At 63.1% G+C, this 14,251-nt stretch carries 11 protein-coding genes; 8 read left to right on the top strand and 3 right to left on the bottom strand.

Annotated elements, in window-relative coordinates:
* The first annotated feature begins 31 nt into the window (after positions 1-31).
* The 5 genes from PCO31110_RS23900 to PCO31110_RS23880 all read left to right on the top strand — a co-directional run bounded on the left by PCO31110_RS23900 (position 32) and on the right by PCO31110_RS23880 (position 7,391).
* A complete protein-coding gene (locus PCO31110_RS23900) occupies positions 32-817 on the top strand; it encodes a DUF3050 domain-containing protein (RefSeq protein ID WP_036661937.1) in 786 nt (261 codons plus the stop codon).
* A gap of 138 nt (positions 818-955) precedes the next feature.
* The gene (locus PCO31110_RS23895) at positions 956-1,879 is read left to right on the top strand and encodes a diiron oxygenase (RefSeq protein ID WP_010805354.1); all 924 of its coding nucleotides are present in this window, start codon (positions 956-958) and stop codon (positions 1,877-1,879) included.
* 10 nt (positions 1,880-1,889) lie between these two features.
* Positions 1,890-5,495: an amino acid adenylation domain-containing protein gene (locus PCO31110_RS23890; RefSeq protein WP_150691601.1), complete on the top strand. Its 3,606-nt coding sequence runs from the start codon at positions 1,890-1,892 to the stop codon at positions 5,493-5,495.
* A gap of 61 nt (positions 5,496-5,556) precedes the next feature.
* Complete coding sequence (locus tag PCO31110_RS23885; protein WP_010805356.1) at positions 5,557-6,048, top strand: SRPBCC family protein; 492 nt, start codon at positions 5,557-5,559, stop codon at positions 6,046-6,048.
* 116 nt (positions 6,049-6,164) lie between these two features.
* Positions 6,165-7,391 (top strand): aminotransferase-like domain-containing protein, encoded by a 1,227-nt coding sequence (locus PCO31110_RS23880; RefSeq protein WP_010805357.1) that lies wholly within the window; start codon positions 6,165-6,167, stop codon positions 7,389-7,391.
* 51 nt (positions 7,392-7,442) lie between these two features.
* Here PCO31110_RS23880 and PCO31110_RS23875 read toward each other — a convergent pair whose 3' ends face one another.
* Complete coding sequence (locus tag PCO31110_RS23875; RefSeq protein WP_010805358.1) at positions 7,443-8,357, bottom strand: LysR family transcriptional regulator; 915 nt, start codon at positions 8,355-8,357, stop codon at positions 7,443-7,445.
* Positions 8,358-8,658: 301 nt separating this feature from the next.
* Here PCO31110_RS23875 and PCO31110_RS23870 point away from each other — a divergent pair, with 301 nt between their 5' ends.
* Positions 8,659-9,636 carry a sigma-54-dependent Fis family transcriptional regulator gene (locus tag PCO31110_RS23870; RefSeq protein WP_246189964.1) on the top strand — a complete coding sequence of 326 codons (978 nt, stop codon included), beginning with the start codon at positions 8,659-8,661 and terminating at the stop codon, positions 9,634-9,636.
* 87 nt (positions 9,637-9,723) lie between these two features.
* Here the strand turns inward: PCO31110_RS23870 and PCO31110_RS23865 are convergent, their stop codons facing one another.
* A complete protein-coding gene (locus tag PCO31110_RS23865; protein WP_150691599.1) occupies positions 9,724-10,719 on the bottom strand; it encodes an aldo/keto reductase in 996 nt (331 codons plus the stop codon).
* 404 nt (positions 10,720-11,123) lie between these two features.
* Here PCO31110_RS23865 and PCO31110_RS23860 point away from each other — a divergent pair, with 404 nt between their 5' ends.
* Positions 11,124-11,879, top strand: coding sequence for a 4'-phosphopantetheinyl transferase family protein (locus PCO31110_RS23860; RefSeq protein WP_010805361.1), 756 nt, complete (start codon positions 11,124-11,126; stop codon positions 11,877-11,879).
* A gap of 73 nt (positions 11,880-11,952) precedes the next feature.
* Here the strand turns inward: PCO31110_RS23860 and PCO31110_RS23855 are convergent, their stop codons facing one another.
* Positions 11,953-12,846 carry a LysR family transcriptional regulator gene (locus PCO31110_RS23855; RefSeq protein WP_150691598.1) on the bottom strand — a complete coding sequence of 298 codons (894 nt, stop codon included), beginning with the start codon at positions 12,844-12,846 and terminating at the stop codon, positions 11,953-11,955.
* Positions 12,847-12,945: 99 nt separating this feature from the next.
* Between PCO31110_RS23855 and PCO31110_RS23850 the strand changes: the two genes are divergently transcribed.
* On the top strand, positions 12,946-14,250 hold the full coding sequence (locus PCO31110_RS23850) for a CitMHS family transporter (protein WP_150691597.1): 1,305 nt from the start codon (positions 12,946-12,948) through the stop codon (positions 14,248-14,250).
* Position 14,251: the final 1 nt, after the last annotated feature.

Below are 14,251 nucleotides of genomic sequence, written 5' to 3'. Positions count from 1 at the left end.
ACTCAACATCACTACCTCAAGGATGCATATCGTGGACAAGATCGAACATCTCGAACGGCAGATCAACGAACATCACGCGACGCTGGCAAACCATCCGGTGTTCCATTCCATCGAATCGATGCAGGGCTTGCAGACGTTCATGGAGTGGCACGTCTTCGCTGTCTGGGACTTCATGTCGCTGGTCAAGCGGCTTCAGGCAGATCTGACGACCATCACGCTGCCGTGGATCGCGCCGCGCAACATTCATGCCGCGCGTCTGATCAACGAGATCGTTCTCGGCGAAGAATGCGACGAGACGCCGCAAGGCCCGATGAGTCATTTCGATCTTTACCTCGCCGCCATGCGCGATGTCGGCGCCGACACGCGGCAGATCGAGAAGCTCATCGACCTGCTCGTCAAAGGCCATAGCGTGAGCGCCGCACTCGTCGCTGTCGAAGCCCCGCCGCCGGTGGTGCGTTTCGTCAACTCGACGTTCGCCACCTGCTACGAAGGCGCCACGCATCAGGTGCTCGGCAACTTCTTCTATGGCCGCGAGAACGTGATTCCCGACATGTTCCGCACGCTGCTCGACGGATGGAAAATCGATCCGAAAAGCGTACCGCTGCTCACGTTCTATCTCGATCGCCACATCGAAGTCGACTCCGGCGAACACGGCCCGGCCGCGCGCGCAATGATTGCCGAGTCTGCACGCAACGACGAACGCCTGCTTGCCGAAGCGCTGGAGGCCGGACTGCGTGCGATCGACGAGCGCTTGCGCCTCTGGGACGGACTTCACGAACACATCGTGGCAACGCAGAAAGAAGCCGTCGCCGCCTGAAGCCCGGCGGGTCGCACCGTCTCACGTGCAGGTCCCGCCACACTTCCCCGCGATATCTGCGCCCCTGACGGCGCCGCTTCAGGCGCCTCTTGCGGCGCCCTCATCGATCTACCCGGCACCTTACTCCGAGGCAACGCCATGTCATTGCACAGTTACGTCAGCCACGCTGAACAATGGGAGCAACGCGCGACCATTCGTTCCCGTCCGCGCCGCATCGTCGAAGACGATGACCTGAGCTACTACCCTGTCGAGCGCCAGCCGCTTTACGCGCATCCGGCCGTCGTCGACGCAGGCCGGGAAGTGCAGGATTACATCCTGTTGCAGAGCTTTTACAAGTACATCAACGACGTCATCATCTTCGAGACGGAAATCGTCAACCGCACGGCGCTCGCCATCGCCAAATCGCGTTTTCCGTTCGAATTTCCGTTCGCCTGCCGCAGCGACGCCATGTCGGTCGTGATCGACGAGAACTACCACGCCTACGTGGCGATGGACTATCTCGATCAGGTCGAGCGCAGCACAGGTATCGGCCCCATCGAGCAGAACCGTGAAATCGAACTCTCGCGTGCCATCCCTCGTGCGATGGAATACGTACCGCCGCAATATGCGGCAGGCATGGAACTCCTTGGCGTTGCGATCTCGGAAAACACCGTCACGGCAGAAGTCGCTGCGTTCTCGCGCGACACCACGCTCAAGCGCTCGGTGAAGGGGGTGATGGCCGATCACCTCGCCGATGAAGGCCGGCACTCGGTGTTTTGGATCAATCTTGTCAAGCTGTATTGGCGCGAGATCGACGAGACGGCACGCATCGAACTCGGTCGCGGCCTGCCTTTCTTCCTGCGCGAATATCTGACCAACGAGCTGCAACTGGAATTCGACCGGCGCCTTGTCGGCACGCTCGATCTTCCCTCTGCCACACGCGACCAGATCGCCAACGACATGGTGGGCGCGTATCCGATCACGAATCAGCATCCGATGATCGTGAACATTCGCAAATTCCTGAAGATGGCGGGGTTGCTCGATCACGAGCCGACACGCGCCGCCATCGCACAATACCTGTGAGGAACGTGCCATGAGAGCGATTTCCTTCGCCGTCGCCGGCAACAACCGCCTGGGTGCTCGCGTATTCGCGGCCCTGCACGATATGGGCCACAACGTGACGCCGCTTTGCGACGCGTCCGGGCCGCTGGGTGCGATGGCCACGCAGCTCGGAGGGACCTTGCCGAACGCGCACGCTGCCCCGCTCAAGGCCGAGTGGCTTGTCGAATGCGGCGACGCCGATCCGCGCTTCGCTTGCCGCCCAGACCAGATATTGGCGTTTTCTGCCTGCGCCCCGGCATTCCCGCCGGCCAGCGCCGAACTGTCCTGGCAATGGCAGGGCCCTGTCGGCGTCGTCGATGTTGCCTCCAGCACGAGCGAATTCGGCAGACCGGTTTGCGGCGCCGATCTTGTCGCCCAGATCGAGGTGGAAGCGGAAGCCCTGCTCGTGACTATCGTGAGTCAGCTCGGGCGCGACATATTGACCCCTCAAATGCTGAGTACGCGCGCGCCGGCAACGCCCTCACCGGGCGGCGTGACGCTCGACCTCCATCGCCTGTCCGGATGGCACGCCAGCAACGAAACGCAGCGACCGGTATCGCTCGAACCGTCGCTGCCCGAGATGGTATCGCGCCGTGCCGTGGCAACGCCATCGGCCATCGCACTGCGCGATGCGCAGGGTGACGTCGACTACCGCACGTTCGTGGGCGCCTCGATGAAACTGGCCGCGCAACTCGCAGCAGCGATGGCTGCCCCGGCCGAATCCGGCGACCAGACACCGCGCGTCATTGCCGTTCGCTTGCCCAAGTCTCGGCTGCTTTACACGGCCATCCTCGGTGTTATCGGCGCCGGCGCCGCGTATGCCCCCCTCGATCCATCGTTCCCGCCCGATCGCGTGCGGCAGATCCTTGAGCAAAGCCGTGCCACCTGCCTCATCACCGACGACGACTTCGATGCGAGCGCACTCTCGGAACTGAACATCGACGTCGTCCGCCTGCGCTCGATCGATGCGAACGGCGTGGATATCGACGCGACGGCCTGGCCGGTGGAACGCTACGCGGATCGTCAAAGCCGTTGTGCGATCACAATCTTCACTTCCGGCTCGACCGGTACGCCCAAAGGCGTCATGCTCACGCACCGCAACATCGTGCACTTCTGCCACTGGTACCGCGACTACGTTCATCTGAGCGAGCGTTCGCGTGTGCTGCAGTTCTGCACGGTAGCGTTCGATGTCTCGCTGCTCGACATCTTCCCGACGTTCCTGTCCGGGGCCACACTCGTCATTCCGACCGAAGCGCAGCGGCACGCGCTCGACGAGTTGAGCGATCTCATCGAGCGCGAGGCGCTCACGCACGCCTTCCTGCCTCCCGCGTTGCTGGGCGTCATGCCCGACGCCGGTTGGCCTGCCCTGCGCCATCTGCTCACGGGGGGCGACGTCTGTTTTCCGGAGACCATCGCGCGCTGGAGTCAGGGGCGGGAATTCCACAATATTTTCGGCCCGGCGGAATGCACGGTTTTGGTCACCATTGCGCGCCTGCAAACGGGTGACAGCAATCGCCTGATCGGGCGACCGATCGCCAATGTTCGCTGCTACGTGCTCAACGACGCCGGGGAGCCTGCGCGTACCGGCGAGCCAGGCGAGCTGTGCGTCGCTGGCGCCGGTGTGGCCGATGGCTATCTGTATCGCCCCGATCTGACCGAGCGCGTCTTTGTGCCGAATCCATACGCCGAAACGAACGGCCAGTGGCCATCGGCACATAACGAGAGGCTGTATCGCACGGGCGATGTCGTGCAATGGGACGAAAACGGCCTGTTGCACTTCGTCGGCCGACGCGATGCGCAGGTCAAGATTCGCGGCTTCCGCGTCGAACTCGGTGAAATCGAGCAGGCGGCACTGGCGACGGGAATGTTCGGTCAATGCGCGTGTGTGGTGGACGATCGGAAGCGCATCCGGTGCTTTGTCGCCAGACCGCTCGATGGCCATGCGAACGGCGATGGGCTTCGCACCACGCTCCTCGCCCGCCTGCCCGACTACATGGTGCCCTACGAGATCGTGATGCTCGACGCCTTGCCGGCCACCAACAACGGCAAGATCGACCGCAGTGCGCTGGCACGCATTCCCGATCGACGCTCGGGCCCCCTCGACTCGCAGACGCAAGACACACCGCTCACCGAAACACAGACGCAATTGCGCGCACTCTGGGCACGGCTTCTCGACCTGGAGCCTTTCGAAATCGGTAAGGACGATTCGTTCTTCAATCTCGGCGGCCACTCGTTGCTTGTCTCGAAGCTGATGCTCGCCGTGAAGAAGGAGTTCAGCGGCAACGCCCCGCTTGCGCGGTTCATGGAGCAACCCACCATTGCCGCGCTTGCCTCATTGCTGGCGAACGACGATGTCGACAAGGGGGGGCGGATTCCGCAACGCGTGTTCGACGACATGGCACTGCCCGACGACATCCGTCCGGTCGATGGACTGCGTCCGGCGCCCGACGGGGCTCGCGCGATCCTGCTCACCGGTGCGAACGGCTTCCTCGGCACGTTCATCGCCGCCGAGCTGATTGCCCAGACCTCCGCTGTCGTGCATTGCATGGTGCGCGCCGCCAGCCAGCACGAAGGCGAAGCCCGGCTTGCCCAGGCGTTGCAGGCGAACGGTCTCGGTGCGCTCGCCGGGCACCCCCGCCTGAAGGTGATTCTCGGCGATCTCGTCAAGCCGCGACTCGGCCTCGCGCCCGCCGCATGGCGCACGCTGGCACGCGACATCGACGCGATCTATCACAACGGCGCGCACGTCAACCACGTCTACGACTATCCGTATCTCTACGACGCCAACGTCGGCGCAACACTCGAACTGCTGCGACTGGCCTGCGAGTTCCGCAACAAGTCGCTGCACTTCGTCTCGACGTTGTCCGCCGCGAGTGCGATGGACGAGACCGGCCATGTGCTCGAGCAGGGGCCGGCACGCAACGCGCCCGCGTTCGTCAACAACGGCTACAACGTGACCAAATGGGTGGCCGAACATCTGGTGTGGGAAGCCGCCGAGCGCGGCGTGGACGCGACGATCCTCCGACCGGGCAACATCACCGGTGTTGCCGACACGGGCCTTTGCCAGCCAACACGGAACCGGGTGCTTCTGCTTGTCAAAGGCTCGCTCCAACTCGGCGCCGCGCCTGCGGGCGACACCGAATTCGACTTTGCCCCGGTCGATTTTCTGGCCCGTGCCATGGTTCGCTGCACCACCGATGCGCAGCGCGAACTGCGAGTCTTCCACCTCCAGAACCCGCAACCGCTGACGTGGGAAGACTACCTCGGCGCGCTGGCGCAGTGCGGCTACGCACTGGCGCTTGAGGAGCCGGCGGACTGGCGTCAACGGTTGACGTCGATCGACGAAAGCAACGCGTTATACGACGTCGTGGCGTTCTACCTCGACGACAGTCAGGAAGACATCGGCGATATGTCGCGCATTGCCTGTCAACGCACTGCCGGCGCACTCGCAAAACTGGGCGTGGCTTACCCGCGCAAGGATGGCCGGCTGCTCGCCAGTCACTTTGGCTATCTGATAGAGAGCGGTTTCTTGCCCGCGCCCGCCGGCAACGGCGCACGGCGTACTGAATGCGAGACGGACACGGCGTCAGTGGCGTGATCGTCATGCATCGCAACTTTGCTGTTTTCGTGCAGTCCCTTCATTTACCAAGGAGTTCATCATGCTGCAAAAAACCCGCACCGAACTGCAACCCGACACGCTGATCCACAACCTGACGACCACCGTGCATGCCGGTGTCGCGGAACTGAACGCTCCTGCGCGCAAGGTATGGGATGTGGTCGGCCGTTTCGATGGTTACAACCGCTTCGTGACCGGTCTCGAGTACATCCAGATGACGGGCACCGCCACCGGCCCTCGCTCACTGCGCCACAAGCATTTCACGGGCGGCGACCTGGTCGTGGAGCAACTCAACACCCGCGACGATGCCGGCATGACCATGAGCTGGACGCTGATCTACACCACGTTCGACATCGGCAACATGTGGGCATCCATGGAAGTCGTGCCCCGCGGCGACAAAGCCTGTACCGCAACCTACCGCATCGTCGGCGAAGCGCGCTCCGGCAATCCGAAGGATCAGCCAGCGTTCGACGACTTCGCGGTCGGCTTCCTGAAGATGGCGATGGACAACCTTCGCAAGATGTTCAACGACTGAGCGGAATTTCGCCGCATCGGGCCTTCGCGCCTTTGGTCGTTCACCGCCTCGTTCCCTCGCCCCCCGCTTCGGGAACGAGGCGTCCCTCTCCTGTTCGCTTCGTCAGGGACCGCCCCATGGACAGACACATCCCGCCCGCCGGACGCTGGCAACTCGCCGCGCGCGCACAACGCATGACGCCCTCTTCGTTGCGCGAGCTGCTCAAGGTGGCCGAAAGGCCGGACATCATCTCGTTCGCCGGCGGCCTTCCCTCTCCCTACGCGCTGCCTGTCGAGCGGCTTAGCGCCGCAGTCGGCCAGATTCTGCAACGCGACGCCACCGGTGCGCTGCAATACGGTCCGTCGGAGGGCTACACCCCACTGCGCGAAGCCATCGCGGCACGTCTGTCGCGCAGCGGCGCCACGGTGAGTCCGGCGCAGGTGCTCGTCACCACGGGATCGCAGCAGGCGCTTGATCTCGTTGCGCGCGTGCTCATCGACCCCGGCAGCCGCGTGCTGATCGAAACGCCCACGTATCTCGGCGCGGTTCAGGCGCTGGCGCAGTACGAACCTGTCTTTGAAGAAGCCCCGTCCGATGCCGGCGGTCTCATCCCGGAATGCCTCGAAGAGGCGTCGATGCGCGACGCCCGGCTGCTGTACGTCCAGCCGAACTTCCAGAACCCCACGGGCCGCACGCTGCCGCTGGATCGCCGGATTGCACTGCTCTCCCGGGCAAAACGCCACGGCCTGCTGCTCGTCGAAGACGACCCATACGGCGAACTCGTCTACAGCGGTGTCACGCCCGCGTCGCTGCTCTCGATGGCCCCTGACGATGTAGTCCACATCGGCTCGTTCTCGAAGGTCATCGCGCCGGGCCTGCGGGTGGGCTACCTCGTCGCCCCCGAAGAACTCATGATCAAGTTGCTGCAAGCCAAGCAGGCCAGCGACCTGCACACGACCGGCATCACGCAGCGGATCGCACACGCCCTGCTGACCGACGGTCAATACGATGTCCATCTCGAAGCAGTGCGCCTGCGCTATCGCGCGCAGTGTGCTCTCATGCTCAAGTGTCTGGCCGAACACATGCCAGACGGCGTGGCATGGACGCGCCCCGCCGGAGGCATGTTCCTGTGGGTTACCTTGCCGCCGGCGATCGACAGCGCCACGCTGTTCGAGGACGCGCTTGCCTGCGGCGTAGCGTTTATCCCCGGCGCGTCATTTCATGCGCTAACACCGAAAGCCAACACGATGCGCCTGACGTTTACGACCGCCACCCCCGTCCAGATCGAGACGGGTGTGGCCCGCCTGGCGCAAGCCATCAAGGCTCGCCTTCGCAAGACGGCGCCCTGCCTCGCCGTCTCCTGAGACCGGTAGCCGTGCGCGTAGCGAGCATCGTGGCGAGCGCCATGTTGAACGCTATGCGCACGCCTGTATCCCTGCCGCCAACGACTCGAACAGTCCGATGTGTTGCGCCGTCTGCACGAAGCGAGGCACGCAGGGATTGCTCGATGCCGCATTCCACACGAGTGCGACATCGATATGCGGGGCGTGCAGCAGCGGCACGAACAGCACATTCTCCGCGCGCGTACTGCGCATGGAGCTGTGTACAAGCGCCACGCCGAGGCGTTGTCCGACAAGGTTGACGATGGTTTGCTGGAAATTCGTCTCGAGCCGGACTCTTGGCAGGAATCCGGCCTGACGGCAGTGATCGGTAATCGTGTTGTGGATGAACGGCGAGGCGTCGCGTGGCGAAATGATGAACGGATCGTCCCGAAGTTCGCCGATCGAGATCGCGGATCGCGCTGCCAGCCGGTGGCCGGCGGGCAGCGCCGCGACGAGCGGCTCGCGAAAAATGGTCTCGGTACATAGCTCGCCGGTGGCGTCGGACGAATACATGATGCCCACGTCGAGCCTGCCGCAACGTAGTTGGTCCGCAAGGTCGGTGGGAATCGTCTCCTTGAGTTTCACTTCGATATGCGGGAAGGCGGCCGCGAAAGCTCGCGTGAGCACGGGCAGCACACTGCAAGCCACAGCGAACATGAAGCCTGCGCAAAGCACGCCTGTCTCCCCCACCTCCGCTGCGCGGGCGTGGGAGCGCGCCTGATCGAGCGTGGCCAGCACTGAGCGTGCATCTCGATTGAAGCGCTGCCCCGCAGCGGTGAGTCGAACGCTGCGCTGCGTTCGCTCGAACAGTACGACACCCAACTCCTCTTCAAGCATCGCGATCTGACGCGACAGCGGAGGCTGCGAAATATGCAGGAGATTCGCTGCGCGCCCGAAGTGGAGCGTTTCAGCCAGTACTACGAAATAGCGAAGTTGCCTCAGTTCCATGGAGCCAGCCCCTTTAGAGAACATCGGTTTCTATTCATAGCGAACTAGTATCAGTCGTCGCATCATATGGTATTGGAGACCTCAGACGAATCGAACTATCCTTGCTCTTGCTTTATGGAGCACCCCCAGACACGGCAATCGCGATCATGCGATATTGCGCAGCCAAACGCAGCGCTCGCCCAATCCTATAAAGTCAATGAGAGACGCTATGTACGCCCACGATCCGCTGGACCGTTCAAACGCAAACTTTCAGTCCTCCTTACGTCCATCCCTCAACCAACTCTGCGGTGACGACCCCGTCATGTTGGCCACCCTCTCCCGCGCCCGCATGCTCATCGATCGTCAACTTCCCATCCTGATTCTTGGAGAAACCGGCACTGGCAAGGAATACCTCTCAAGAGCATTGCATGACTACAGCACGCGCAGACGCGCCAGCATGATCTCGGTCAACTGCAGCTCGATTCCGGAGAATCTCATCGAAAGCGAGCTGTTCGGCTATCGACGTGGCGCGTTCTCGGGCGCGCTGAATTCCGGCATGAAGGGCAAGGTCGAACAGGCCGACGGCGGCACACTCTTTCTCGACGAAATCGGCGACATGCCGGCGGCCCAGCAAACGCGTCTTCTTCGGGTATTGTCCGAGCGGGAAGTCACGCCCATCGGCGCGACACATCCCGTCGCCGTCGATCTGCAACTCATTTGTGCGACGCACCAGAACCTCGAAGCGCGCGTGCAGGCGGGATCGTTTCGCGAAGACCTTTACTACCGGATTGCCGTGGGGATCGTGAATCTTCCCCCGCTACGACTACGACAGGATCGCGCCTGGTTGCTCAACAGCATGTTCATTACGGAGTCCCAAGGTAATGCGACCCTCGACTCGCTCGACAGCGAAACGCGCGAGTTACTGCTGACCTACGCCTGGCCTGGAAACCTGCGTCAGATGCGCGCCGCCGTCCAGTACGCCTGCGCCGTCAAGTCCGACGATACGATCCGGTTGCGCGACCTGCCCGCGAATCTGGTGCACAGCGCCACGTCGGCCACGACCGCCATCGCGCCCATGCCGGTGGCCGTAGCGGCAGCGCCGCTCGATTCGCTCTCACCCATCGCCCACGGCGAGCGCGAGATCATCATCCGCGTGCTCTCGTCGCGCCGGTGGAACATTTCGGCCGCATCGCGCGAACTGGGCATCTGCCGAACGTCGCTTTATCGCAAGCTGCGCGAACTGCATATTCCCCATGTGCGCGACATGGGTAGCGACGTCCTGCGCGGACCGCAGCGCTGATCGCCAGGCACTTGTCGCACGAACGGCAGATGGCGGATGGCGGATGCGAACGGGCTTAGGTCCGTCTGCATCCGCTTGCCGTAACGCTTATGTGCGATCCGCAAGCAACGCCATCATCGCCGACTCCTTGTAGCGCGGGCCGGTTGTCGAGCCTGCGGCAAAGTGCGCGTCGAGTGCTTCCAGAATCTCATGCTCGACGTGGGCATCGGCAGCCCCGAGGTTCTCCTCCAGACGGCTGATGCGACGCGTTCCGGGAATTGGCACGATATCGTCGCCACGCCATAGCAGCCAGACGAGCGCCAATTGCGCGGGCGTCACACGCGCTTTACCGGCGTAGACGGCCAGGGTGTTGGCGAGGCGCATGTTCGCGTCGAAATTCTCGCCTTGCACACGCGGATCCGACGTCCGGCGCGAGTCGCCTTCGGGGAACGCCTCGGCGCGACGCGCCGTGCCCGTCAGGAAGCCGCGACCGAGCGGCGCGAACGGCACGAGTCCCACACCAAGTTCGCGCAGGCACGGCAGGATCGCCGCTTCTATGTCGCGGTGCCACAACGAGTATTCGCTTTGCAGCACGCTCACGGGATGCACGGCGTGAGCACGCCGGATCGTGCGCTCGCCAGCTTCGGACAGTCCGAAATAACGCACTTTGCCCGCCTTGACGAGATCGCCGACGGTGCCTGCCACGTCTTCGATCGGCACGTCGGGATCGACGCGGTGCTGGTAGAGCAGATCGATGTAGTCGGTACCGAGCCGCGCGAGGCTGGCGTCGACCACCTCGCGAATATGCGACGGCCGGCTGTTCGCGCCGGTGACCGTGCCGTTTTCGAGACGGAATCCGAACTTTGTCGCAATGATCGCCTTGTCGCGGCGGCCCTTCAGCACGCGCCCGAGCAAGCGCTCGTTTTCGAACGGTCCGTAGACCTCTGCCGTATCGAAGAAATTGCATCCCAATGCCAGTGCCCGTTCCAATACGCGAGCCGACTCCGCATCGTCGGACGGCCCGTAGGCGTAACTCATCCCCATGCAGCCCAATCCCAGCGCGGGGACTTCCAGCCCTTGCGTTCCCAATCGTCGTGTTCGCATCAAGCCGCTCCTCTGTGGTGTGAAAGGCGTGTCCGCCAGCGGAAAATGCCGGCCGACACTTCGCAGTCACGATGCAAGTTTCGAACCAATGCCCTCGATTCATTTTCGGTTTGGCCCTCACCTCCCTTGCTTCCGCTGCGGCAGGCTCGCCCGCGCCGCGTGCCTACACGATGTCACGACGAAGGGGATCGTCTGCCGCGCCGCCTTCGCATCGCCCCGCCGCTGGTCAGATCACAACGTGTGGCGATCGACAGGTGTATGAAGTTGCGACACCTGTCGCACGCTGCGACACCTGTCCGCGATCTCGTTGTCGCGTCTCTCGCCGTCTTATGGCGGTGGCACTTAAATTGCTTGGATTCCTTTTATTCCTATGACGCCGTGCCGAGCCAGGCGCACGACTCACCATGACGCACGCCAATAACGTTGGACTGACGGGGACGGGGCTTGCGCTGTATGGCGAATCTCGTGGAGTACTGACAAGATTCGGGCAGTGGACCGCCCATCTGAGCACGGAGGAATGGAAGCGCGCCGACGCGTTTTCCCGACCGGCCGATCGGGAGGATTATGTTGCGGCGCACATCCTGGCGCGTGTTGCTGCTGCGCGCGTCATCGGCACCTCGGACATCCCGGGCCCGGAAGCCCGCACCTATGGGCTCATGCAGCGCTGCGAACGCTGTGGCGGTGCCCACGGGCGCCCGCATTTGCCGGCGCACCCCGGACTGCACGTCAGCCTGAGTCACACCCGTGGCACCGTGGCGGCAGCGTGTGCGATCGCCCCCATTGGGATCGACATCGAACATTGGGATCAGGCGATAGCCGCCGATCCGGATTTGCCTGGACTGAACGAGCGCGAGCGTATGCGTCTGGCTGCGTTCGCAAGCGTCGCGCACACGCATTTCGCGCCATCGCCGCGCGCACTCGCCTGGTTGCGGCTGTGGACGCGCAAGGAAAGCCTCGTCAAGGTCGGTGAGACAACGCTGGACACGATGAACCGCGTCGACATGTCCGGTCTGCCCATGAGCGAGGTGCCGCTTCGCGCATGGCAGCGGCGTGTCGCCCACGGGGTATGGGCAATGACGGACTGGCTTGACCCTGGACTGCGGGTCACCGGCACGGTGGCGAGTTCCGGGATCGTTGCGATCCAACGGATCGAACCTTAGCGCTATCGCGGCGCCACGTCGCGCACGCGGGGCTGTGCCGCACGTACCCAGGCATTGCCCCCATCCCCATCCGTCATTCGGGAGCCAGTCTTTCCAGCAGCATCGACACGAACGTTTGCGTAATGGGAGGTAGCGTCCGCCCTCGCTTCTTGATCAAGGCGATGGGGCGCAAGAACGCCTCATGATCCACCGGGCGAATCAGCAACTCCGGTTCTGCCCTGACCTCCCGGGCAGATTCGGGCAGGATCGTCACACCGAGTCCCGCCCTGACCATGGCGACGGCCGTCATCATGTAGGTCGGCTCGCACGCAATCTCCGGCGTGTAGCCGCCACGCGCAAAAGCGCCGTCCACGACCGCCCGGACACTGGTGTTCTGCGCCGTCAGCACCAACGGCACGCTGGCGAGATCCGCGAGGCCAAGGTGTTTGCGCCGTGCGAGCTTGTGACGCGCAGGTAGCACCGCCACCAGGTGATCGCCGCCCGAATACAGCACGTCGAACTCGGCGCCAGTCGTCTCCCCGCCCGTCAGTCCGATGTCGACCTCCTCACTGCGCACCAGCGAGTCGACCACCCCGGCCACGGCGTCGCGTACATGAAAGCCCGCGCGCGGCACGCGGGTCTTCATCTGCTGAATCAACTCCGGTAATACGCTCGCCGCAAACGTTGGCAGGCAGGCGATGCGCACCACGCCGCTCGACCCGTCGCCCAAGGCGCGTGCGTCGATCAGCACTTGCTCCATGTCGTGCAGCGACTTTTGCAGCAACGGCAACAGCGCGCGCCCTGCCGGGGTCAACGCCACGTTGCGGCTGTTGCGATCGAATAATCGCACGCCGACTGTCTCCTCCAGCCGCCGAATCTGCACGGTCAACGCCGGTTGCGACAGATGCAGCCCCCCTGCGGCACGCGTAAAGCTACCGCTCTGCGCCACCGCAAGGAATGCGCGAATGTCTCGTAGATTCAGATCCATTATGTTTTTTGATTACTGCAATCAAATCATTTCAATTGATTTATCAATCCCCGGAACTTACGCTCCAACGCACTAAAAGACAATATTGGAGACAAGCACATGCTGCCATTGCTGGGGCTGGCCACCATCGTCGTGCTGCTCGGCGCGATTCTGTCAAAACGCATGTCGCCACTGGTGGCGCTCATCATCGTGCCGATTGCGGCGTCGTTGATCGGCGGGTTTGGCTTCCAAACGAGCAAATTCGTGATCGACGGGCTGAAGAGTCTTGCGCCGGTCGTTGGCATGTTCGTCTTCGCGATCCTCTACTTCGGCACCATTACCGATGCAGGCACGCTCGATCCGATCATCGACCGCATTCTGAAAGCGGTCGGTACACGGCCGACACGTATCGTCGTAGGCACAACGTTGCTGGCGTTGCTCATCCATCTCGACGGCTCCGGCGCGGTTTGCTTCCTCGTCACGATTCCCGCAATGCTGCCGCTCTACGATCGCCTCGGCATGGACCGTCGAGTGCTCGCGGCTGCCGTATCGATGGCCGCAGGCATCAACTTCCTGCCGTGGACCGGGCCGATGATCCGGGCCTCGGCGTCGCTGCACTTGCCCGTGTCGAGTCTGTTCAATCCGCTGATTCCGGTGCAGGCCATCGGACTGGTCTTCGTGTTCGGCATGGCTTACTGGCTGGGTCGTCGCGAAGAGAAGCGTCTCGGACTGACCGCCGCCGGTGGCGCAGTCCCCATGCCGAAACGCGAGTTGTCGCCGGAAGAGCAGGCGCTGCGCCGCCCGAAACTCTTCTGGTTCAACATCGTGCTCACGCTGATCGTGCTGGGCACCATGGTCGTGATGGGCGAGAAGATTCCGCCCGCGATCATGTTCATGGTGGGTCTGTGCGTAGCGTTGATGGTGAATTATCCGAACGTCGACATGCAGCGCAAACGCATCGACGCACATGCGCGTGCCGCGTTGATGATGGCGGGCATTCTGCTTGCCGCGGGTGTGTTCACCGGGGTGATGCAAGGCAGCGGGATGCTCAAGGCGATGGCGCAAGGTGCCGTGGGCTTCGTGCCGCAAGGCATGGCGAGCCACATTCCGGTCGCTCTCGGGTTGGTGTCGATGCCGCTTAGCATGCTCTTCGATCCCGATTCGTTCTATTTCGGCGTTCTGCCGGTCATTGCCGAAGTGGCCGGACAACTGGGTGTACCGGCGGTGCAAGTCGGTCAAGCCGCGTTGCTGGGCCAAATGACCACGGGCTTCCCAGTGAGCCCGCTCACACCGGCCACCTTCCTCGTGATCGGTCTGTGCCGCATCGATCTGGCCGATCACCAGAAATTCACGTTTCCGTTGCTCTTCGGCGCGTCGATCGTCATGACGATCGCGGCCGCCGCGCTCGGCGTCTTCCCTCTTTAAG

The sequence above is a fragment of the Pandoraea communis genome (genome assembly GCF_902459745.1).
Lineage (GTDB): Bacteria > Pseudomonadota > Gammaproteobacteria > Burkholderiales > Burkholderiaceae > Pandoraea > Pandoraea communis.
Note: the sequence above shows the minus strand (reverse complement) of the source record. Positions and strands in the feature narration are given on the sequence as shown.

What these genes read in the sequence shown, in the direction of transcription:
- PCO31110_RS23895 (WP_010805354.1), top strand. Translation starts at nt 956, where the DNA reads ATGTCATTGCACAGTTACGTCAGCCACGCTGAACAATGGGAGCAACGC.
- PCO31110_RS23890 (WP_150691601.1), top strand. Translation starts at nt 1,890, where the DNA reads ATGAGAGCGATTTCCTTCGCCGTCGCCGGCAACAACCGCCTGGGTGCT.
- PCO31110_RS23885 (WP_010805356.1), top strand. Translation starts at nt 5,557, where the DNA reads ATGCTGCAAAAAACCCGCACCGAACTGCAACCCGACACGCTGATCCAC.
- PCO31110_RS23880 (WP_010805357.1), top strand. Translation starts at nt 6,165, where the DNA reads ATGGACAGACACATCCCGCCCGCCGGACGCTGGCAACTCGCCGCGCGC.
- PCO31110_RS23875 (WP_010805358.1), bottom strand. Translation starts at nt 8,357, where the DNA reads ATGGAACTGAGGCAACTTCGCTATTTCGTAGTACTGGCTGAAACGCTC.
- PCO31110_RS23870 (WP_246189964.1), top strand. Translation starts at nt 8,659, where the DNA reads ATGTTGGCCACCCTCTCCCGCGCCCGCATGCTCATCGATCGTCAACTT.
- PCO31110_RS23865 (WP_150691599.1), bottom strand. Translation starts at nt 10,719, where the DNA reads ATGCGAACACGACGATTGGGAACGCAAGGGCTGGAAGTCCCCGCGCTG.
- PCO31110_RS23860 (WP_010805361.1), top strand. Translation starts at nt 11,124, where the DNA reads ATGACGCACGCCAATAACGTTGGACTGACGGGGACGGGGCTTGCGCTG.
- PCO31110_RS23855 (WP_150691598.1), bottom strand. Translation starts at nt 12,846, where the DNA reads ATGGATCTGAATCTACGAGACATTCGCGCATTCCTTGCGGTGGCGCAG.
- PCO31110_RS23850 (WP_150691597.1), top strand. Translation starts at nt 12,946, where the DNA reads ATGCTGCCATTGCTGGGGCTGGCCACCATCGTCGTGCTGCTCGGCGCG.